Genomic DNA, 17,821 nt, shown 5'->3' on the forward strand with positions numbered 1-17,821 from the left:
ATTCGTTCGTTCGCGGCGTTTACCGCGGGATGCTGTCTATCTGGGGGCCCTCGACGCCATTTCAAGGGCCTCGCGCCGATTTCGCCTCGGCTTATTCGGCGGCCTGGCTGACCACCACCATCGCCGGGCGCACCAGGCGACCGTTGAGCAGGTAGCCCTTCTGCATCACGTCCATCACGGTGTTGGGCTCGAGCTCGGGGTTCGGCACCATGGCCATGGCCTCGTGGTACTGCGGGTCGAAGGGCTCGCCGGACGGCTCGACCTGCTCGACGCCGAACTTGTTGAGCACGTCGATCTGCATCTTCAGGGTCATGGAGACGCCCTCGCGGTGCGCCTCGGTGGCGTCCTCGCCCATGGCCTCGAGCGCCTTCTCCAGGCTGTCGACCACCGGCAGCAGCTCCTTGACGAACTTCTCCAGCGCGAACTTGCGCGCCTTCTCGGCCTCCTGCTCGGCGCGGCGGCGCACGTTCTGGGCCTCGGCGGCGGTGCGCATCGACTGGTCCTTGGCCTCGTCCAGGGCCTGCTCGAGCTCCTCGACCTTGGCCGCCAGCATCTCGGCCTCCGGGTTGTCGGAGGCCGCCTCGGCGCCCTCTTCGGCGGCCTCGGCGGCACCTTCCAGCTCGCCCTCGACGGGCTCCGGCTCGACCTGGGTGTCGGCCTCGTCCTGCTGGCGTGCCAGCTCGTCGTCCAGCGGGGTCTGCGGATCTTTGGCCATGCGTCTCTCCTGAAATGCCGGCCGGCGGCAGCGCCGCCAGCGAGACTGATATGTCGGTGAAAAAAGCCGTTGCCAGCTATATGGGGCTGGCCGCGTCGATCTCAAGGGACGCGAGTCGCGGGAATCGGGCCGTGCGTTGTTCCTCCGGCTGAACTACTGTATAAACGCACAAGCCAGTGGATGAATAACCAGTAGTTTCGCCAGTCGTTCCGAAACCGGCCCCGGGAGGCATCATGCTGACAGAGCTCGCCATTCGTGACTTCGCCATCGTCGACCATCTGGAGCTCGAGCTCGGCGGCGGCATGACCGCCATCACCGGCGAGACCGGGGCCGGCAAGTCGATCCTGCTCGGCGCCCTGGGGCTGTGCCTCGGCGAGCGCGCCGATGCCGGCAGCGTGCGCCACGGCGCCGAGCGTGCCGACCTCAGCGCGCGCTTCGACATCGCCGCTCTGCCCGCCGCCCGCGAATGGCTAGCCGGCCGCGAGCTGCCCGAGGACGACTGCCTGCTGCGCCGCGTGGTGACCCGGGGCGGGCGCTCCAAGGCCTGGATCAACGGCCAGCCCGCCACCGTCGCCGATCTCAAGGCGCTGGGCGGCCACCTCATCGAGATCCACGGCCAGCACGCCCACCAGGCGCTGCTCGGTGAAGAGACCCACCTGCGGCTGCTCGACGACTTCGCCGGCCACGACGACGCCGTGACCGCCCTCGCCGAGACCTTCCGCGAGTGGCGCGAGGCGAAGCGTCGTCTCAAGCGGCTGGCCGAGGACGGCGACGAGCTGCGCGCCCGCCGCCAGCTGCTGCGCTACCAGGTCGAGGAGCTCGACCAGCTGGCGCTGGCCGAAGACGAGCTTTCCGGCCTGGAGGCCGAACAGGAGGAGCTGGCCCACGCCGAGGAGCGCCTGCGCGAGGCCCAGTTCGCCGCCACCTGCTGCGACGGCGAGGAGGGCGGCGCCCTGCCGCTGCTGCAGCAGGCGGTGAATCATCTGTCCGCACTGCCCGGCAGCGACCGCGGCGCCCTGGCCGAGGCGCTGACGATGCTCGGCGACGCCTGCATCCAGGTCGAGGAAGCCGGGCGCGAACTCAACCATTTCGCCGCCGGCGTCGAACTCGACCCCGAACGCCTGGCCTGGGTCGAGGAGCGCCTCGGCGAGGTCCACCGCATCGCCCGCAAGCACCACATCTCGCCCGAGGAACTGGTCGCCCTGCACCAGCGGCTGGCCGCCGAGCTGGCCGAGCTGGAAGACGGCGGCGACGATCTGGAGGCGCTCGCCGCCGAGGTCGACACCCTGGAGACCCACTGGCGCCAACAGGCCGAGGACGTGAGCGCAAGCCGCCGCGACGCCGCCGCACGCTTCGGCACCGCCGTGCAGGACCAGCTGGCCTTCCTGGCCATGGGCAAGGCCCGCTTCGAGGTCGAGGTCAGCGAGCGCGATGCCCCGGCACCGGAGGGGCTCGACCGGGTGCGCTTTTTGATCAGCGCCAACCCCGGTCAGCCGGCCCGCCCGCTGGCCAAGGTGGCCTCCGGCGGCGAGCTGTCCCGCGTCAGCCTGGCCATCCAGGTGGTGGCGGCCCAGCATTCCACCATCCCCAGCCTGGTGTTCGACGAGGTCGACGTCGGCGTGTCCGGCGCCACCGCCGAGATCGTCGGCCAGCTGCTGCGCCGGCTGGGCGGCAATGGCCAGGTGATGACCGTGACCCACCTGCCCCAGGTGGCGGCCCAGGCCCACCAGCACCTGCACATCGCCAAGCAGGCCGAGGATGACACCACCCTGACCCGCATGGCGCTGCTCGACGAGGCCGGTCGCGTCGGCGAGCTGGCGCGCATGCTCGGCGGCATGACACTGACCGACCAGACCCTGGCCCACGCCCGGGAGATGCTCGACGCCAGCCAGCGCGCCCGCCACTAGAGCCACGGCGCTCGCCGTCACGTCATTCTTCCCATCAACGAAAACGGCCCCGATCCAGTGGATCGGGGCCGTTCGCTGTTCGGCGGTGCTCGTGCCGGGGCTTACTTCTTCAGGTTGAGTTCCTGACGGGTCGCCTTGGAGCCCTTCGGGCGTACGTAGAGCACCAGCGCATGATCGACGAGCTCGTAGCCGTGCTCCTCGGCGATCTCCTGCTGGCGGCGCTCGATGGTCTCGTCGAAGAATTCGACGATCTCCCCGCTGTCCAGGCACACCATGTGGTCGTGGTGCTCTTCCTGGGTCAGCTCGAAGACCGCGTGGCCGCCATCGAAGTTGTGGCGGGTCACCAGGCCGGCGGACTCGAACTGAGTCAGCACCCGATAGACGGTCGCGAGCCCCACGTCCTCACCCGCGTCCAGCAGCGTCTTGTAGACGTCTTCTGCGCTCAGGTGATGCTGATTGGTGGCATTCTCGAGGATATGCAGGATCTTGACGCGCGGCAGGGTCACTTTGAGACCGGCCTTGCGCAGTTCATGGTTCTGGTCGGCCATGGTTGCTCTTCGCAGTATCGGGTAGGGTCGGTTATGATCGACCGAAACCACGATAGTGAAGAACGGCCGCAAATGCAAAAGCTGAGCAGAATTGTCACCCTTTCCGTCGCCCTGACGCTGATCAGCGGCTGCAGCTACTTCGGCGTCTACAAGCGCGACCTGGCCCAGGGCAACCTGGTGACCCCGGCGATGACCGAACAGCTGCACGCCGGCATGACACGCCAGCAGGTCATCGATCTGATGGGCAGCCCGCTGCTCGAGGCACCCTTCGATGCCAACCAGTGGGACTACGTCTATCGCCTGGACAAGGCCTACGGCGACGTCGAGCAGCGCCGTCTGACGCTGACCTTCCAGGGCAACCGCCTGGCCTCCGTCGAGCACGAAGGCGACTTCTCCCGGCCGCCGGCGCTGATCTCCAAGCAGGGCATCGGCCCCGCTGGCGAGACCGACGGCTCGCGCGGCAACCTCTTCAACGTGGTGCCGAACGAGGAATAGACGAGGAAGACCTCAGGAAGAACGCGATGCGCGGGCGGCCCTGGCCGCCCGCGCCGCCTTGGGGTCGAGCTCGAGCGGGCGGTAGACTTCCACTCGGTCGTCATCCTCGAGCGCACGGGTCTCGGGATCGCGCAGCGCCTTACCGAAGATGCCGAGATCGGCCTCGCGGAAGGTCTCGGCCGGCACCTCGGGAAAGAGCGTCTCGAGCCCGGCCCGGGCCACCGCCTCGCGGGCCGTGGTGCCCTCGGGCACCGTCAGCTCGACGATGCGCTGGCGTTGCGGCAGGGCGAAGGCCACCTCGACACGCGGCATCTCAGTACCTCCCTCGGCCGTAGAGCTCGTCGGCACGACGGGTGAAGGAGTCCACCAGCTGGCCCGCCACCTGCTGGAAGAGCTTGCCGAAGGCCATACCCAGCAGGCGGTTGGCGAACTCGAACTCCATCTCCAGGCTGACCTTGCAGGCGCCATCGCCCATGGGCAGGAACTGCCAGCGGCCGCGCAGCCGCTTGAAGGGCCCATCGACCAGCGACAGCTCGATGCGATCGGGCTCGTGCAGGTCGTTGCGGGTAGTGAAGCTCTGCTCGATGCCGGCACGCCCCAGGGTCATCTCGCCGACCAGATGGACCTCATCCCGTTCGATCAGCCGCGCCCGGCGACAACCCGGCAGGAACTCCGGGTAGCGCTCGAAATCGTTGACCAGATCGAACATCTCCTGGGGGGTGTGCCGCACCAGGGCGGACCGATTGACCGTTGGCATTGACCTCTCCGCTGACTTCAAGGGGCCCAGGGCGTATCATGAGCGGTTATTTCGGCCTTGAATGGTATCACGCTTCCCCCCATATCGGAGGGGGCAGGCCGCCACCGGCAAGCACAGACACGAGGTTCCATGGCCAGCAAGAAAGGTAAAGGCAAGGGTCCCGGCAGCAACGCCATCGCGCTGAACAAGAAGGCGCGTTTCGAGTACCACATCAACGAGACCTTCGAGGCCGGCCTGTCGCTGGCCGGCTGGGAGGTCAAGAGCCTGCGCGCCGGCAAGGCGCAGCTCACCGACACCTACATTCTGGTCAAGAACGGCGAAGCCTGGCTGCTGGGCAGCCACATCACGCCGCTCAACACCGCCAGCACGCATGAGGTGGCCGACCCGACCCGCACGCGCAAGCTGCTGCTGCACAAGAAGGAGATCGCCCGGATCTTCTCGCGCACCCAGGACAAGGGACACACCTGTGTGCCGCTCAAGCTGTACTGGAAGGGCAACAAGGTGAAGTGCGAGCTGGCGCTGGTCTCGGGCAAGAAGCTGCACGACAAGCGAGCCACGGAGAAGGACCGTGACTGGCAGCGTCAGAAGGGCCGTATCATGCGCGAACAAAACCGCGCCTGAGGTGTCATAAGTTCGGCCATCCTGATAAGATGGCGACGTTTTGGGGGCGACATGGCTTCGACGCCGATGACAACCCCTGAGGTGCATGCCGAGAGCGTGATGTATCTCGTAAATCCAACATCACGATTAAATAGTCGCAAACGACGACAACTACGCTCAGGGCGCGCTGGCAGCTTAAACGCCGCTAGCTTCTAGTCCTACCCGGCGGTGATGTGCCCATTCATCACCAAAGGGCACGAGCTCAGATTGATGGGATCGCGGTTGGCCTTGTCCTCGCGTCAACCGTTAAATCTTAGAGGAATCGCGTTTCTGGATCCTGCCCGTCGGAGCCAGCGACGTTAAATCAAATGACGGAACTAAGCATGTAGAGCCGATGGGCGAGTGTCGGCGGACGCGGGTTCGATTCCCGCCGCCTCCACCAACACCAGAAAAGAGCCACCCTATCCGGGTGGCTTTTTTCGTTTGGGCGCTCTATCGAGCACCGCCGACGCCGTGCCGGCCCTCTCTCGACAACCTGGGCCCGATGCCCGCCGCCCCACCAGACTCAGAGAAAGGCCACCCTCCACGGGTGGCCTTTTTCGTTTGCGCATCCCCAACCCGCCGACGCGGTGTCGGCCCTCTCTCGACAACCCGGGCTCGATCCCCACCGCCTCTACCAAGCTCAGAGAAAGCCCCCAGCGCGACTGGCCTTTTTCGTTTGGGCACACCCAGTGCTGACGGGATATCACGTATAGAACCTAGCTTGCCTGGGGCGTGACCCGCTGCGATATGATGAGTCCTCCACCGCCGGACGCGAGCCCCGCATGGCCGACCATCTTCCGCCCATCCCCGAATGCCCCGAACCCGACTGGGCCGCCGTCGAGCGCCGACCGACCCTCGAATGCGACGAGCCGCTGGTGCCGGTCAGCCTGGCGCCCGCGCCGCTTCGTGCCTATCCCGTCTACGCCCGGCTCGGCATTCCCGGCGCCGTCCACGAATGCTACGTGCGCGAGGGCGTCTATCGCCGGCTGCTGGCGGTGGCCCGCGCCCTGCCCGAGGGGCTCAGCCTGCTGGTGCTGGACGGCTGGCGGCCCTGGCGGGTGCAGCAGTACCTCTTCGACACGCTGCAGGAGACGATTCAGGCACGCCATCCGGAGCTCGATGCCGAGGCCCTGGCGGCGCGCACCCGGGAATTCGTCGCCCTGCCGAGCCAGTCGCCGGAGGCGCCGAGCCCGCACCTGACCGGCGGCGCCGTGGATGTCACCCTGTGCGATGCCGACGGCCTGCCGCTGGACATGGGCACGCTGTTCGACGAGGCCGTGCCGGCCTCGCACAGCGCCGCCCTGGAACGCCGGGACGCGCCCGACGATGCCCAACGCCGTGCCCGCGACCATCGCCGCCTGCTGTATCACGCCATGGCCGCCGAGGGTTTCACCAACCTGCCGAGTGAGTGGTGGCACTTCGACCTCGGCGACCCGCTGTGGGCCCACTACGGCGACCATCCCGCCGCCCGCTACGGCCCCACCCGACCGATGACGCTGGAGAGCCGCTGGCGGCGCGGCGTCTAGCGCGACCTCATTTTCTCATGGCCAGACACGGCGACGCCGGGCCACTCGCGTGGCCCGGCGTCGCTCGGTTCGGCGCTTCTGCTGGAGGAATCAGGCCGTGGCGTGCATCGCCAGGGCGGTATCCAGCATGCGGTTGGAGAAGCCCCACTCGTTGTCGTACCAGGCCATGACCTTCACCAGGCGACCGTTGGTCACGCGGGTGTGGTTGCTGTCGAAGGTGGAGGAGTTGGCGTCATGATTGAAGTCGATGGACACCAGCGGCTGGGCGTTGACCGCCAGCACCGGCGACGCCTGGGCCGCCTCGGCGACGATGGCGTTGATCTCTTCCCTGGTGGTGTCGCGACCCGCGGTGAAGGTCAGGTCCACCAGCGAGACGTTGATCACCGGCACGCGCACCGCCAGGCCGTCGAGCTTGCCATCCAGCTCCGGCAGCACCAGCCCCACCGCCGCGGCGGCACCGGTCTTGGTCGGAATCATGGAGTGCGTGGCGCTGCGGGCCCGGTAGGGGTCCGTGTGGTAGACGTCGGACAGGTTCTGGTCGTTGGTGTAGGCGTGCACCGTGGTCATCAGGCCGTTCTCGATGCCCACCGTCTCGTTCAGCACCTTGGCCACCGGGGCCAGGCAGTTGGTGGTGCAGGAGGCGTTGGACACCACCTTGTGCTCGGCGGTCAGCACGTCCTCGTTGACGCCGAAGACCACGGTGGCATCGGCGTCCGGGCTCGGCGCGGACACCAGCACGCGGCCGGCGCCGGCCTCGAGGTGCTTGCCGGCATCGGCACGCTTGGTGAACAGGCCGGTGCACTCCATCACCAGGTCCACGCCCAGGCGCTCCCAGGGCAGCTGGGCCGGGTCGCGCTCGGAGCGGATCTCGATGCGATCGCCGTCGACCGTCAGGCTGCTCTCGTCGTGGGAGACCTCGAACGGGAAGTGGCCGTGCACGGTGTCGTGGCGCAGCAGGTGGGCGTTGAGGGCCGGATCGCCCAGGTCGTTGATGGCGACGACCTGCACCCGGTCGCGATAGCCACCCTCGTACAGGGCACGAAACACGTTGCGACCGATACGACCGAAACCGTTGATGGCGATCTTGAGCGTCATGGCGTGATCCTCTCGAAACCAGTTGCCGACTTGTCAGGTGGGAGCGTGTCGAACCAGGGCAGGCGGCGGGCAGAGGCGCCTGCCGTCTCGTGGGCGGCTCGAAGGCTCGTCATGCCTCCAATGTGGATCAGGATGACGCCCGAGACAAGTTGTTTTTAGTAATTTTACAACACAGATCCCCTCGCCACCCCTACGCCCCCCGGTTAGAATCGCGAAACCAAAGGGTTTCAATGAAGAAAGCCGCAACACGGCGCCTCGGGCTCGACTTTCGTCGCGGACGCTTTGTTTCGTAATATCACCACTACTACGCTATCTTGACCCTTTCACTTCTCGCCTCGCCGCAACGGCCGCGCCCACAGGAGAACCGGCATGTCTGATCGCCCCACCCCCCTCCGCCGCACCAAGATCGTCGCCACCCTCGGCCCCGCCAGCGACCGGGAGGGCGTGCTGGAGCAGATGATCGCCGCCGGCGTCGACGTGGTGCGCCTCAACTTCTCCCACGGCGCCGCCGACGACCATCGCCGCCGTTTGAGTGCGGTGCGCGAGATCGCCGCCCGCCAGGGCCGAAGCGTCGCCGCCCTCGGCGACCTGCAGGGGCCCAAGATCCGCATCGCCCGCTTCACCGAGGGCAAGGTCGTGCTGGAGGAAGGCGCACCCTTCGTCATCGACGTGGCCCTCGAAGGCCAGGCCGGTGACGCCAGCCGCGTCGGCTGCGACTATCGCGAGCTGGCCGACGACGTCACCGCCGGCGACCGCCTGCTGCTCGACGACGGCCGGGTGGTGCTCGACGTCGAACGCGTCGACGGCAGCGCCATCCACACCACCGTGGCGGTGGGCGGCGAGCTGTCCAACAACAAGGGCATCAACAAGCAGGGCGGCGGCCTCTCCGCCCCGGCGCTGACCGACAAGGACCGCGCCGATCTGGAGACCGCCATGGCCATCGGCGTCGACTACCTGGCCGTGTCCTTCCCGCGCAGCGCCGCGGACATGCAGGAGGCGCGGGACCTGCTGGGCGAGGCCGGCCGCGACATCGGCCTGGTGGCCAAGCTCGAGCGCGCCGAGGCGGTGGCCGACGACACCACCCTCGACGGCATCATCGAGGCCAGCGAGGCGGTGATGGTGGCTCGCGGCGATCTCGGCGTGGAGATCGGCGACGAGACGCTGATCGGTACCCAGAAGCGCATCATCAAGCACGCCCGCAGCCTCAACCGCGCGGTGATCACCGCCACCCAGATGATGGAGTCGATGATCGACTCGCCCTTGCCGACCCGCGCCGAGGTGTTCGACGTGGCCAACGCCGTGCTCGACGCCACCGACGCGGTGATGCTTTCCGCCGAGACCGCCGCCGGCGACTTCCCGGTGGAGACCGTGGAGGCCATGGCCCGGGTGTGCCTGGGCGCCGAGCGCGAGCGAATCGCCCAGTCCTCCGGCCACCGCATCCACGAGGGCTTCTCGCAGATCGACGAGACCATCGCCCTGTCGGCGATGTATGCCGCCAACCACCTGGAAGGCGTGGCCGCCATCGCCTGCATGACCTCGACCGGCTATACGCCGCTGATCGCCTCGCGCATCCGCTCCGGGCTGCCGATCGTCGGGCTGGCGCACAGCCCCGTCGCCCAGCGGCGCATGGCGCTGTATCGTGGGGTGATCTCGCTGCCCTTCGACACCAGCGAGATGTCGGCCGACGAGCTCAACGACCAGGCCCTGGCCCGGGTGGTGGCTCAGGGCATCGCCGCCCAGGGGGATCACGTGATCCTCACCCGCGGCGATCACATGAACGCCCACGGCGGCACCAATACCCTGAGGATTCTCGAGGTGGAAGCCCAGCATGAATGAGACACGCCCGCGGCGGGACATCCGCCGCACCCTGCCGGCCCGCAAGCGCATCGCGCTGATCGCCCACGACGGCAAGAAGCCGGAGATGCTGGCCTGGGCCAAGCGCTGGCGGGAGACCCTGGCCCGCCACGAACTGGTCGGCACCGGCACCACCGCGACTCGTCTCGCCCGGCAGCTGGGGCTCGAGATCGAGCCGCTGATGAGCGGGCCGCTGGGCGGGGATCAGCAGATCGGCGCGCGCATCGCCGAACAGGGCCTCGACCTGCTGGTGTTCTTCTGGGACCCCTTCGCGCCCCAGCCCCACGATCCCGACGTCAAGGCGCTGCTGCGCCTGGCCGCGCTGTGGAACGTGCCGGTGGCCTGCAACCCGGCCAGTGCGGACTTCCTGCTCAGCTCGCCCTCGCTCGACCGCGACGTCGAGATCGACATCCCCGATGCCGGCGGCTGGATCTCCACGCGCACCGACTAATCGCCGCCAAGAAGCGACACGAGAACGACCACAACGAGGACACCTTGCATGTTTCAGCTCACCCGCAGCGTCACCTGGCAGGCCCTGAAGCGTCTGCATGCCGACACGGCCCATGATCGCATCGCCGACTACTTCACCGCCGATCCGCAGCGCTTCGACAAGATGAGCCTGCGCGTCGGCGGCCTGTTCCTCGACTACTCCAAGCACCACATCTCGGCGGCGGTGCTGGAGAAGCTGCTCGAGCTGGTCGATCACTCGGCGCTGGTCCAGCGCCGCGCCCAGATGTTCTCCGGCGACATCATCAACGTCACCGAGGACCGCCCGGTGCTGCACACCGCGCTGCGCAACGTCGGCGAAGGGCCGCTGATGGTCGACGGCCAGGACGTGATGCCGGAGATCCAGCGCACCCGCGAGCAGATCCGGCGCTTCTCCGAGGCGGTACGCAGCGGCGAGTGGAAGGGCTACAGCGGCGAGCGCATCAAGGACGTGGTCAACATCGGCATCGGCGGCTCGGACCTGGGCCCCAACATGGCCTGCCGCGCGCTGCTCAAGTACCGCCACCCGGAGCTCAACTTCCACTTCGTCTCCAACGTCGACGGCGCCCACATCCAGAAGGTGCTCAGCGGTCTCGATCCGGCCACCACGCTGTTCATCGTCTCCACCAAGACCTTCTCCACCCAGGAGACGCTGCTCAACGCCAAGACCGCGCGGCGCTGGTTCCTTGAGCACGCCGGCGAGGACGCCGACGTGGGCGCGCACTTCGTCGCCGCCTCCACCAACCGCAAGGCGGCGATGGCGTTCGGCATCCGCGAGGAGAACGTCTTCGAATTCTGGGCCTGGGTCGGCGGGCGCTACTCCATGTGGTCGTCGATCGGCCTGCCGATCGCCCTGGCCGTAGGCTTCGAGGGCTTCATGGAGATGCTCGAAGGCGCCTACGAGATGGACCAGCACTTCCTGAACGCGCCCCACGACGCCAACATGCCGGTGCTGATGGCGCTGATCGGGATCTGGTACATCAACTTCGCCGGCGCCGAGACCCACGCCATCGTGCCCTACGATCAGGCGCTGCATCAGCTGCCGTCCTTCCTGCAGCAGCTCGACATGGAGTCCAACGGCAAGTCGGTGGACATCTTCGGGCATCCGGTCGACTACAAGACCGGGCCGATCGTCTGGGGCCAGACCGGCTCCAACGGCCAGCACGCCTTCTTCCAGCTGCTGCACCAGGGCACCCGCTACGTGCCGATCGACTTCATCGCCTCGCTCAAGCCCGAGCCCGGCATGGAGGACCACCACTTCGCGCTGCTGACCAACATGCTGGCCCAGGCCAACGCCTTCATGGAGGGCAGCCAGAAGGGCAGCGACCTGGACCCCTACAGCTGCCCGGGCAACCGCCCCTCCAGCACCCTGCTGCTCGACGAGCTGACGCCGAAGAACCTCGGCGCGCTGATCGCCCTGTACGAGCACAAGGTCTTCGTCCAGGGGGTGATCTGGAACATCAACTCCTTCGACCAGTGGGGCGTGCAGCTGGGCAAGCGCATCGCCGGCGAGATCAGCGAGCGCATCGACGAGCACAGCCAGGACTTCGACGGCTCCACCCAGGGCCTGCTGACCCTGGTGCGCGAGCACTTCCCGAGCCAGAAGCGCCAGGCCGACGCCGGCGAGGCCCCCAAGGCCAAGCCGGAACCGAAACCCAAGCGCAACAAGGCCTCGAGCTGATGCCGCGATGAACCGAAGCAGGGCTTCGGGCGCTTATGATCCTCAGACATGGGGCGAACGCCGGTGACCTGAGGCGTTGCTTCGGGCGCCTATAACCTCAGACGCGGGGGGCGGGCGCCTATAAAGCGCCGCGCCCGACCCGCTGCCCCCACCAGGCGGCGCCCAGCCACAGCGGCACGCTGCCGACGCCATAGGCCAGCGCCAGCCCGGGGCGCGACGTCTCCAGCAGATAGAGCGTCTCCAGGCCGAACAGCGAGAAGGTGGTGAAACCGCCGCAGAAGCCGGCCACCAGGAAGGGCTGCCAGCGGGCAGCATGGCCGGTGAGGCGGCGGGCCGCCCGGGCGGCGAAGGCGGCGATCAGCCAGGAGCCGATCAGGTTGACCGCCAGCGTCCCCCACAGGAAGGCGCTGCCCAGCGCCTGCATCACGCCGAGCCCCACCAGATGGCGCGCCAGCGCCCCCAGACCACTGCCGAGCCCTACCGCCAGATAGCTCCGCCAGCCCGTCATGCGCCGCCTCCGGCCAGCCACCAGCCCAGCGCCGCAGCGGCCACGCCCGCGATCAGGGTGACCAGCACGTTGACCGCGGCCGGGCCGGGGCGCCCTTCCTGCCACAGGGTCAGGGTCTGCAGGCTGAAGGACGACACCGTGGTGAAGCCGCCCAGCCCGCCGACCGCCAGCAGCGACCAGGCGGGCGATGCCGTCATCGGCCAGCCCAGCGCCGGCGCCAGGGCGCCGATCGCCAGACAGCCCAGCACGTTCACCGCCAGGGTGCCCCAGGGGAAACCGCGCCCCAGCCAGCGTGCCGCCAGCTCGCCCACCGCCAGACGGGCCATGCCGCCCAGCGCGCCTCCCATCGCCACCAGGCCCAGCCCCAGGATACCGACGCTCATGGTGCGTCTCCGCGTGAATTCGCGACCATGCTAGCCGAGCCGAGAAGGCACCACAAAAAACGCCACCCCGGGGAGGGATGGCGCAACGTCATGCTTGCTTGCAGGAAACGTCGCCGTTCAGGCTTGAAGACCAAGGTGACACAATATTCGACATATGTACAACTCTCGTACACCATTGTAATACCGCCGAGACTCGACGCCTTTCCCCCAGACTGGGAAGATGCCGACTATTGCCATGCTTCACACCCACGCCACGACAAGGAGGCCCATCGCGTGACGCTCCCCAGACGAACCCTCTATCTGATCAGCGGCTGGCTGCTGGCCTGCCTGCTGCTGGTCTCGGGCCCGCTGCAGGCGCAGTCGCCCGAGGGCCAGCAGGCGGCCAACGCCACCCTGGCCAGCCTGCTGGAGAACCCCGAGACCCGTCAGCAGCTGATCGACCAGCTGCGCGCCCAGGCCCAGGCGCCGGCCGAGGCCGCCACCGAGGCGGCCCAGGACGTCGCCAGCGAGCCCTCGCTGCCCCGCCAGCTGGCCGACGCCACCAGCCACATCGTCGATGAGCTAGGCGGCCAGATCGGCGGCGCGGTCGATACCCTGGCCGGCCTGTTCGGCGGCAACCTGGTCGATGACGGCGGCTTCGACATGAGCGCCGTCACCAGCGCCGCCATCAACCTGGGCCTGGTAATCCTGGCGACCTTCGTGCTGTTCCTCGCCATCCGCCGCCTCGCCAGGCCATTCTTCACTCGGCTCAGCCAGTGGTCGCTGAACGGCCAGGGCCTGCAGCCGCTGCTGCGGCTGGTGATCTGCGTTGCGGTGGCGGCGCTGATCGACGCCCTGGTGGTGGCGCTGGCCTACGTCGGCGGCAACCTGGTGGCGACCTTCGCGGTGGGCGAGAGCGGCGAGCTGTCGACCCGCGCCTCGCTGTTCCTCAACGCCTTCCTGGTCATCGAACTGCTCAAGGCCGCGGTGCGCATGCTGTTCGCCTCGCACTACGAGGGGCTGCGCCTGCTGCCCATCGGCGCCGCCAACGCCAGCTACTGGAACCGCTGGATCGCCCGGCTGATCGGCCTGGCCGGCTACGGCCTGATGGTGGTCGTGCCGCTGGTCAACGCCTACCTGTCACCGGCGCTGGGCAGCGCCGTGGGCACCCTGATCATGCTTGGCGCCTACGTCTATGCCGTGGCCGTGGTGATGCGCAATCGCCAGGCGCTGCGCCAGGCCCTGAACCATAAGGCCGGGCAGACCACCATGACCGCCAGCCGGGTCTCGCTGCAGCTGTTCGCTCGTACCTGGCACCTGTTCGCCCTGGCCTACTTCACGGTGGTGCTGGTGCTGACGCTGACCCGGCCCGAGACCGCCCTGCCCTTCGTGCTGCTGGCCACCCTCAAGACGCTGGTCACGGTGCTGGCGGGCATGCTGGTGTCCTCCTTCCTGACACAGACCATCGGCCGGCGCATCCGCCTGGGCGATGACCTGCGCCGCAAGCTGCCGATGCTCGAGGCGCGACTCAACCACTACGTGCCCACCGCGCTGCGAGTGGTGCGCGCGGTGATCCTGATCGTGGTGGCAATGCTGGTGCTGAACGCCTGGGGCGCCTTCGACCTCGCCGCCTGGTACGCCTCCGAGGCGGGTCGCGGCCTGATCGGCAAGCTGCTCAGCGTGTTTGTGATCCTGGTGGTGGCTGCCGCCGCCTGGCTGGGACTGGCCAGCCTGATCGAGCACAAACTCAACCCCGAGACCGGCGGCGGCGTGCCTTCGGCCCGCGCCCAGACGCTGCTGGCGCTGTTCCGCAACGCCCTGGCCATCGCCCTGGTCACGCTGACGGCAATGATCGTGCTGTCCGAGATCGGCATCAACATCGGGCCGCTGATCGCCGGCGCCGGTGTGCTGGGCCTGGCCATCGGCTTCGGCGCCCAGAAGCTGGTGCAGGACATCATCACCGGCGTCTTCATCCAGGTGGAGAACGCCATGAACACCGGCGACGTGATCACGGTGGGCGGCGTCACCGGGGTGGCCGAGAAGCTGAGCATCCGCTCGGTGGGCATCCGCGATCTGAACGGCACCTACCACATCGTGCCCTTCTCCAGCGTCGACACCGTGTCCAACTACATGCGTGATTTCGCCTACCACGTCGGCGAGTACGGCATCGCCTACCGCGAGGACATCGACGAGGCGATCCAGGTGCTTCGCAATGCCTTCGAGGATCTCAAGGCCGACGAGGAGCACAACGTCAACCTGCTGGAGCCGCTGGAGGTCGCCGGAGTCATCGCACTGGCCGACAGCTCGGTGAACATCCGCGTGCGGATCAAGACCACGCCGGGCACCCAATGGGCCACCGGCCGCGCCTTCAACCGGCTGGTCAAGCTGCACTTCGACGCCGCGGGCATCGAGATCCCCTTCCCGCACACCACGCTGTACTTCGGCGAGGACAAGGACGGCGGCGCACCGCCGGCCCGGGTGCGCGTGCTCGAGAAAAAAGCATCGCGCCAGAGCAGCCAGAGCGACGTGGAGGAAGAGGTGCACTTCGGCCCCGCCGACACCCAGAACTCCCAGGAGGTCCACAACGACGAGGACGGCTGAGGCCGTCCGGGGCCTTGCCGAGCCCCGAACGCTCGGCACCCATCGGGCGCCAGCGAGACACTCAAGCCGCAATGAAGAAGGGGCTGCCGGTCGGCAGCCCCTTCTTTCGTTTCCGCTGGCTTCGCGGGTGTCGCCCGTCGACTCAGGAGGCCTGCCGGCTACCGTTGCGCGCCAGGGTATCCTCGGGCTCGGTGGGCTGAGGCAGCGAGGGCAGCGACTTGTCGAGCATCTCGACGCTCTGGCGGTAGTAGAGCTGACTCTTGTTGTGCTCGCCCAGGTTAGCGTAGAGCCTCGCCAGCTCGGCGCACACCACCCCGCTCGGACGCTGACGCTGGCTGGCCTCGAAGTACTCCTGGGCCTTGCCCCAGTAGGCGTTGCGCAACGACAGGCGACCCAGGGTCAGCAGCAGGTCCGGGTCATTGGGCCGCTCCTGCAGCCACTTCTCGGCCACCACCAGCTGGCGGGCGGCGTCCACCTCGAGCAGGCCGTAGCGCAGCACCAGGCGGCTGTCCCACTGCTCCTTGAGCGAGTGGCGCAGCAGGCGCTCGGCGATGCCCTGCTCGTTGCCGCGCACCAGCGCCTCGGCGTAGAGCACGATCAGCTCGACGTTGTTGCGCAGCGGCTCGGGCATGTCGGCCCACAGGTTGCGGACGCGCTCGATATCGCCCGGCTGACGCGCCTCGCGGCCGATCAGCTCGCGGTAGGCCTGCAGTTCGAGCTGATCGCGCTCCTCCGGCGAGATCAGCTGCTGGGCCCCCAGCCGCGGCATCAGGCGGCGCAGGCCGTCCCAGTCGCTGAGGCTGATGTAGGCCTGCTTGAGCTGCTTGAGCACCTGCGGGTGATTGGGCAGATGGCGGTCCAGGCGGGTGAGGATGGCCAGCGCCTCCTCGTACTGCTGGCGATCCAGCATCAGCTGGGCCTGCATCATGCCCACCGCGGTGTCGGCGCCCTCGGTGCTGAGGTGAGCGCGCTTGAGCAGGGTGTCGGCCTGCTCGTAGCGGCCCTGGTAGTGGGCCGCCAGCGCCGCGGAGAGGTAATTGACCAGCGGCGTGCTGGAATCGTCCGCGGCCTTGACCAGCGACTTCTCGGCGCGCTTCCAGCGGCCCTCGGCCAGCGCCACCAGGCCGCGCACGGTGCGCTTCATGGCGGTGCGGTTGCGTGAGCGGCTGTTCCACACCTTGAAACGCGACACCGGCCGCGACAGGCGCATCAGCAGGCGCAGCGCGAAGTGCAGCACGATGAAGGCGGCCAGCAGCAGCACCAGGCCGAACCAGAAGGAGGTCTGGTAGGAGGTGTCGCCGACCCGCACCAGCCAGTAGCCGGGCACCGACATCATCAGCTGGCCGAACAGGGCCCCCACCGCGAGCCCGACGACGATGAGCAGGATCAGCTTTCTCATGACGCGCCTCCCTGGCCGTTGCCGCTAGCCTCGAAGCGACGATCGACGAACTCGGCCAGCGCCTGCTGGGAGGCACTGATGTCCGGCAGCTCGGGGCGGATGGTGCGACCCTGGAGCGCCTCGAGCTGGTTCAGGACCGCCTGCACGCCCTCGTCGTCGGTATCGTAGTAGCCGTCGATCAGGGTCAACGCCTTGTCGAGGCTGGCGTCGTAGAGTTCCTGCTCTTCCTTGAGCAGTGCCAGCTGGGCCTGCTCGAGGATCAGCCGCACGCTCTGGCGCAGGTAGGACTCCTGCTCCGGCGTGATCAGCGCTTCCATCGCCTCGCCATGCTGGCGCACGGTGACCAGGTCCTTGAGCTCCTCGCCGAAGCGCGAGAGCTGCTGCTGCCAGCCGCCGCTCGGCGCCTCCTCGATGGTGGAGTTGGCGGCGATCTCCTCGATGTCCTGGGCCAGCGGCAGCCCGGCGATCCGCTCCTGCTGGGCGTTGAGCGCCAGGTAGAGGCCGGTGCGGTCGACCCGGGGCACGGCCTCCAGCGCGGCCAGCTCGGAGGCGATCTCGCGGCGCACCGGCAGCAGCGCCGGGTTGTCCGCCTCGCGCAGCCGGGCATCGGCGGTGCGCAGCAGCGCCATGGCACCCTCGACGTCACGCTCGAGCTGCAGGCGCTGGTTGGCCAGGCGCAGCAGATAGGCGGCCTCGGCGTGGAGCCAGTCGCGCTCGTCGGTCTGCTGTTCGCTGGCCAGCTCCTCGAGCACCCGGTCGAGGGCGTCGTCGACGCTGCCGCGGTAGTCGGAGAACTCGCTGCGCAGGTCGCTGATGGCGGCATCGCGCTCGCTCTGGCCGTTCTCCAGCCGCGAGGCCAGGTCATCCAGCGCGCCCTGGGTCGCGGGCTGCTCGGGCAGCGCGGCCAGGTCCTGGCGCTGGGCGTCGAGGCGCTGCCAGACCTGCCAGCCGAAGTAGGCGCCGCCGGCGCCGAGCAGGATCACCAGGCCCAGCGCCACGGCGCCGGCCTTGCTTCCACCGGACGCGTCGGGCTTGGCGGACGCCTGCTGAGAAGATGCCTTGTCGCCGTTCGACTCGCTGCCCTTGGCCGCGCCGCCGCCCTTGCCACGACGCCGGGACCGGCGTGAGGAAGTGCCGCTGCTCGGGTTCGCCTCGGCCTCGACCTGGGGCGACGAGTCGGCGCCATTCCCGGCGCCGGAGGGCGTCTGTTGTTCGTCCTGATCGTTTTGTTGCTTGCTCATCTGT

General features: G+C 68.2%; 17 protein-coding genes and 1 other RNA gene. 9 read left to right on the forward strand and 9 right to left on the reverse strand.

Annotated features, from left to right (window positions below):
- Positions 1-91 precede the first annotated feature (91 nt).
- Positions 92-715 carry a nucleotide exchange factor GrpE gene (gene grpE, locus QWG60_RS15825; protein WP_035592963.1) on the reverse strand — a complete coding sequence of 208 codons (624 nt, stop codon included), beginning with the start codon at positions 713-715 and terminating at the stop codon, positions 92-94.
- 233 nt (positions 716-948) lie between these two features.
- On the opposite strand from grpE, the gene recN reads away from it, so the two are divergent.
- The gene (gene recN, locus QWG60_RS15830) at positions 949-2,622 is read left to right on the forward strand and encodes a DNA repair protein RecN (RefSeq protein ID WP_146908833.1); all 1,674 of its coding nucleotides are present in this window, start codon (positions 949-951) and stop codon (positions 2,620-2,622) included.
- A 101-nt stretch (positions 2,623-2,723) separates the two neighbouring features.
- Here recN and fur read toward each other — a convergent pair whose 3' ends face one another.
- The gene (fur, locus tag QWG60_RS15835) at positions 2,724-3,170 is read right to left on the reverse strand and encodes a ferric iron uptake transcriptional regulator (protein WP_046079346.1); all 447 of its coding nucleotides are present in this window, start codon (positions 3,168-3,170) and stop codon (positions 2,724-2,726) included.
- A gap of 72 nt (positions 3,171-3,242) precedes the next feature.
- On the opposite strand from fur, the gene QWG60_RS15840 reads away from it, so the two are divergent.
- Entirely contained in the window at positions 3,243-3,665 is a 423-nt protein-coding gene (locus QWG60_RS15840; RefSeq protein WP_046079345.1) for an outer membrane protein assembly factor BamE, read from the forward strand.
- A gap of 12 nt (positions 3,666-3,677) precedes the next feature.
- On the opposite strand, the gene QWG60_RS15845 is transcribed toward QWG60_RS15840, so the two are convergent.
- Together QWG60_RS15845 and QWG60_RS15850 are read right to left on the reverse strand one after the other, a co-directional pair.
- Positions 3,678-3,977, reverse strand: a complete 300-nt coding sequence (locus QWG60_RS15845; RefSeq protein WP_146908835.1) for an RnfH family protein — start codon at positions 3,975-3,977, stop codon at positions 3,678-3,680.
- Between the two features lies 1 nt (position 3,978).
- Positions 3,979-4,422, reverse strand: a complete 444-nt coding sequence (locus QWG60_RS15850; protein ID WP_046079343.1) for a type II toxin-antitoxin system RatA family toxin — start codon at positions 4,420-4,422, stop codon at positions 3,979-3,981.
- A 129-nt stretch (positions 4,423-4,551) separates the two neighbouring features.
- Between QWG60_RS15850 and smpB the strand changes: the two genes are divergently transcribed.
- The 3 genes from smpB (at position 4,552) to QWG60_RS15865 (ending at position 6,590) form a co-directional block, all read left to right on the forward strand.
- A complete protein-coding gene (gene smpB, locus QWG60_RS15855; RefSeq protein WP_035592957.1) occupies positions 4,552-5,043 on the forward strand; it encodes an SsrA-binding protein SmpB in 492 nt (163 codons plus the stop codon).
- Positions 5,044-5,085: 42 nt separating this feature from the next.
- Positions 5,086-5,464: a transfer-messenger RNA gene (ssrA, locus tag QWG60_RS15860) on the forward strand.
- A 382-nt stretch (positions 5,465-5,846) separates the two neighbouring features.
- On the forward strand, positions 5,847-6,590 hold the full coding sequence (locus tag QWG60_RS15865) for a M15 family metallopeptidase (RefSeq protein WP_186810070.1): 744 nt from the start codon (positions 5,847-5,849) through the stop codon (positions 6,588-6,590).
- A 90-nt stretch (positions 6,591-6,680) separates the two neighbouring features.
- Here the strand turns inward: QWG60_RS15865 and gap are convergent, their stop codons facing one another.
- On the reverse strand, positions 6,681-7,685 hold the full coding sequence (gene gap / locus QWG60_RS15870; RefSeq protein WP_107180932.1) for a type I glyceraldehyde-3-phosphate dehydrogenase: 1,005 nt from the start codon (positions 7,683-7,685) through the stop codon (positions 6,681-6,683).
- 369 nt (positions 7,686-8,054) lie between these two features.
- Between gap and pyk the strand changes: the two genes are divergently transcribed.
- From pyk to pgi, 3 genes are read left to right on the forward strand one after another with little or no spacing between them, the layout of a single operon-like run.
- Positions 8,055-9,521, forward strand: coding sequence for a pyruvate kinase (pyk, locus tag QWG60_RS15875; protein ID WP_290130906.1), 1,467 nt, complete (start codon positions 8,055-8,057; stop codon positions 9,519-9,521).
- A complete protein-coding gene (locus QWG60_RS15880; RefSeq protein ID WP_146909369.1) occupies positions 9,514-9,990 on the forward strand; it encodes a methylglyoxal synthase in 477 nt (158 codons plus the stop codon). The genes pyk and QWG60_RS15880 overlap by 8 nt, the downstream gene beginning before the upstream one ends.
- A gap of 48 nt (positions 9,991-10,038) precedes the next feature.
- Positions 10,039-11,706: a glucose-6-phosphate isomerase gene (gene pgi, locus QWG60_RS15885; protein WP_146909371.1), complete on the forward strand. Its 1,668-nt coding sequence runs from the start codon at positions 10,039-10,041 to the stop codon at positions 11,704-11,706.
- A 118-nt stretch (positions 11,707-11,824) separates the two neighbouring features.
- Here pgi and QWG60_RS15890 read toward each other — a convergent pair whose 3' ends face one another.
- Together QWG60_RS15890 and crcB are read right to left on the reverse strand one after the other, a co-directional pair.
- Positions 11,825-12,214 carry a fluoride efflux transporter FluC gene (locus QWG60_RS15890; protein ID WP_107182166.1) on the reverse strand — a complete coding sequence of 130 codons (390 nt, stop codon included), beginning with the start codon at positions 12,212-12,214 and terminating at the stop codon, positions 11,825-11,827.
- On the reverse strand, positions 12,211-12,597 hold the full coding sequence (crcB, locus tag QWG60_RS15895) for a fluoride efflux transporter CrcB (RefSeq protein ID WP_046079337.1): 387 nt from the start codon (positions 12,595-12,597) through the stop codon (positions 12,211-12,213). Before crcB ends, QWG60_RS15890 begins: the two co-directional genes overlap by 4 nt.
- A gap of 273 nt (positions 12,598-12,870) precedes the next feature.
- Between crcB and ybiO the strand changes: the two genes are divergently transcribed.
- Positions 12,871-15,177, forward strand: a complete 2,307-nt coding sequence (ybiO, locus tag QWG60_RS15900) for a mechanosensitive channel protein (RefSeq protein WP_046079336.1) — start codon at positions 12,871-12,873, stop codon at positions 15,175-15,177.
- Between the two features lie 142 nt (positions 15,178-15,319).
- Here ybiO and QWG60_RS15905 read toward each other — a convergent pair whose 3' ends face one another.
- Positions 15,320-16,576 (reverse strand): heme biosynthesis HemY N-terminal domain-containing protein, encoded by a 1,257-nt coding sequence (locus QWG60_RS15905; RefSeq protein WP_035599865.1) that lies wholly within the window; start codon positions 16,574-16,576, stop codon positions 15,320-15,322.
- Positions 16,573-17,817 carry a uroporphyrinogen-III C-methyltransferase gene (locus tag QWG60_RS15910; RefSeq protein WP_146909373.1) on the reverse strand — a complete coding sequence of 415 codons (1,245 nt, stop codon included), beginning with the start codon at positions 17,815-17,817 and terminating at the stop codon, positions 16,573-16,575. The genes QWG60_RS15905 and QWG60_RS15910 overlap by 4 nt, the downstream gene beginning before the upstream one ends.
- Positions 17,818-17,821: the final 4 nt, after the last annotated feature.

This window comes from Halomonas halophila, from assembly GCF_030406665.1.
GTDB classification, from domain to species: Bacteria; Pseudomonadota; Gammaproteobacteria; order Pseudomonadales; family Halomonadaceae; genus Halomonas; species Halomonas halophila.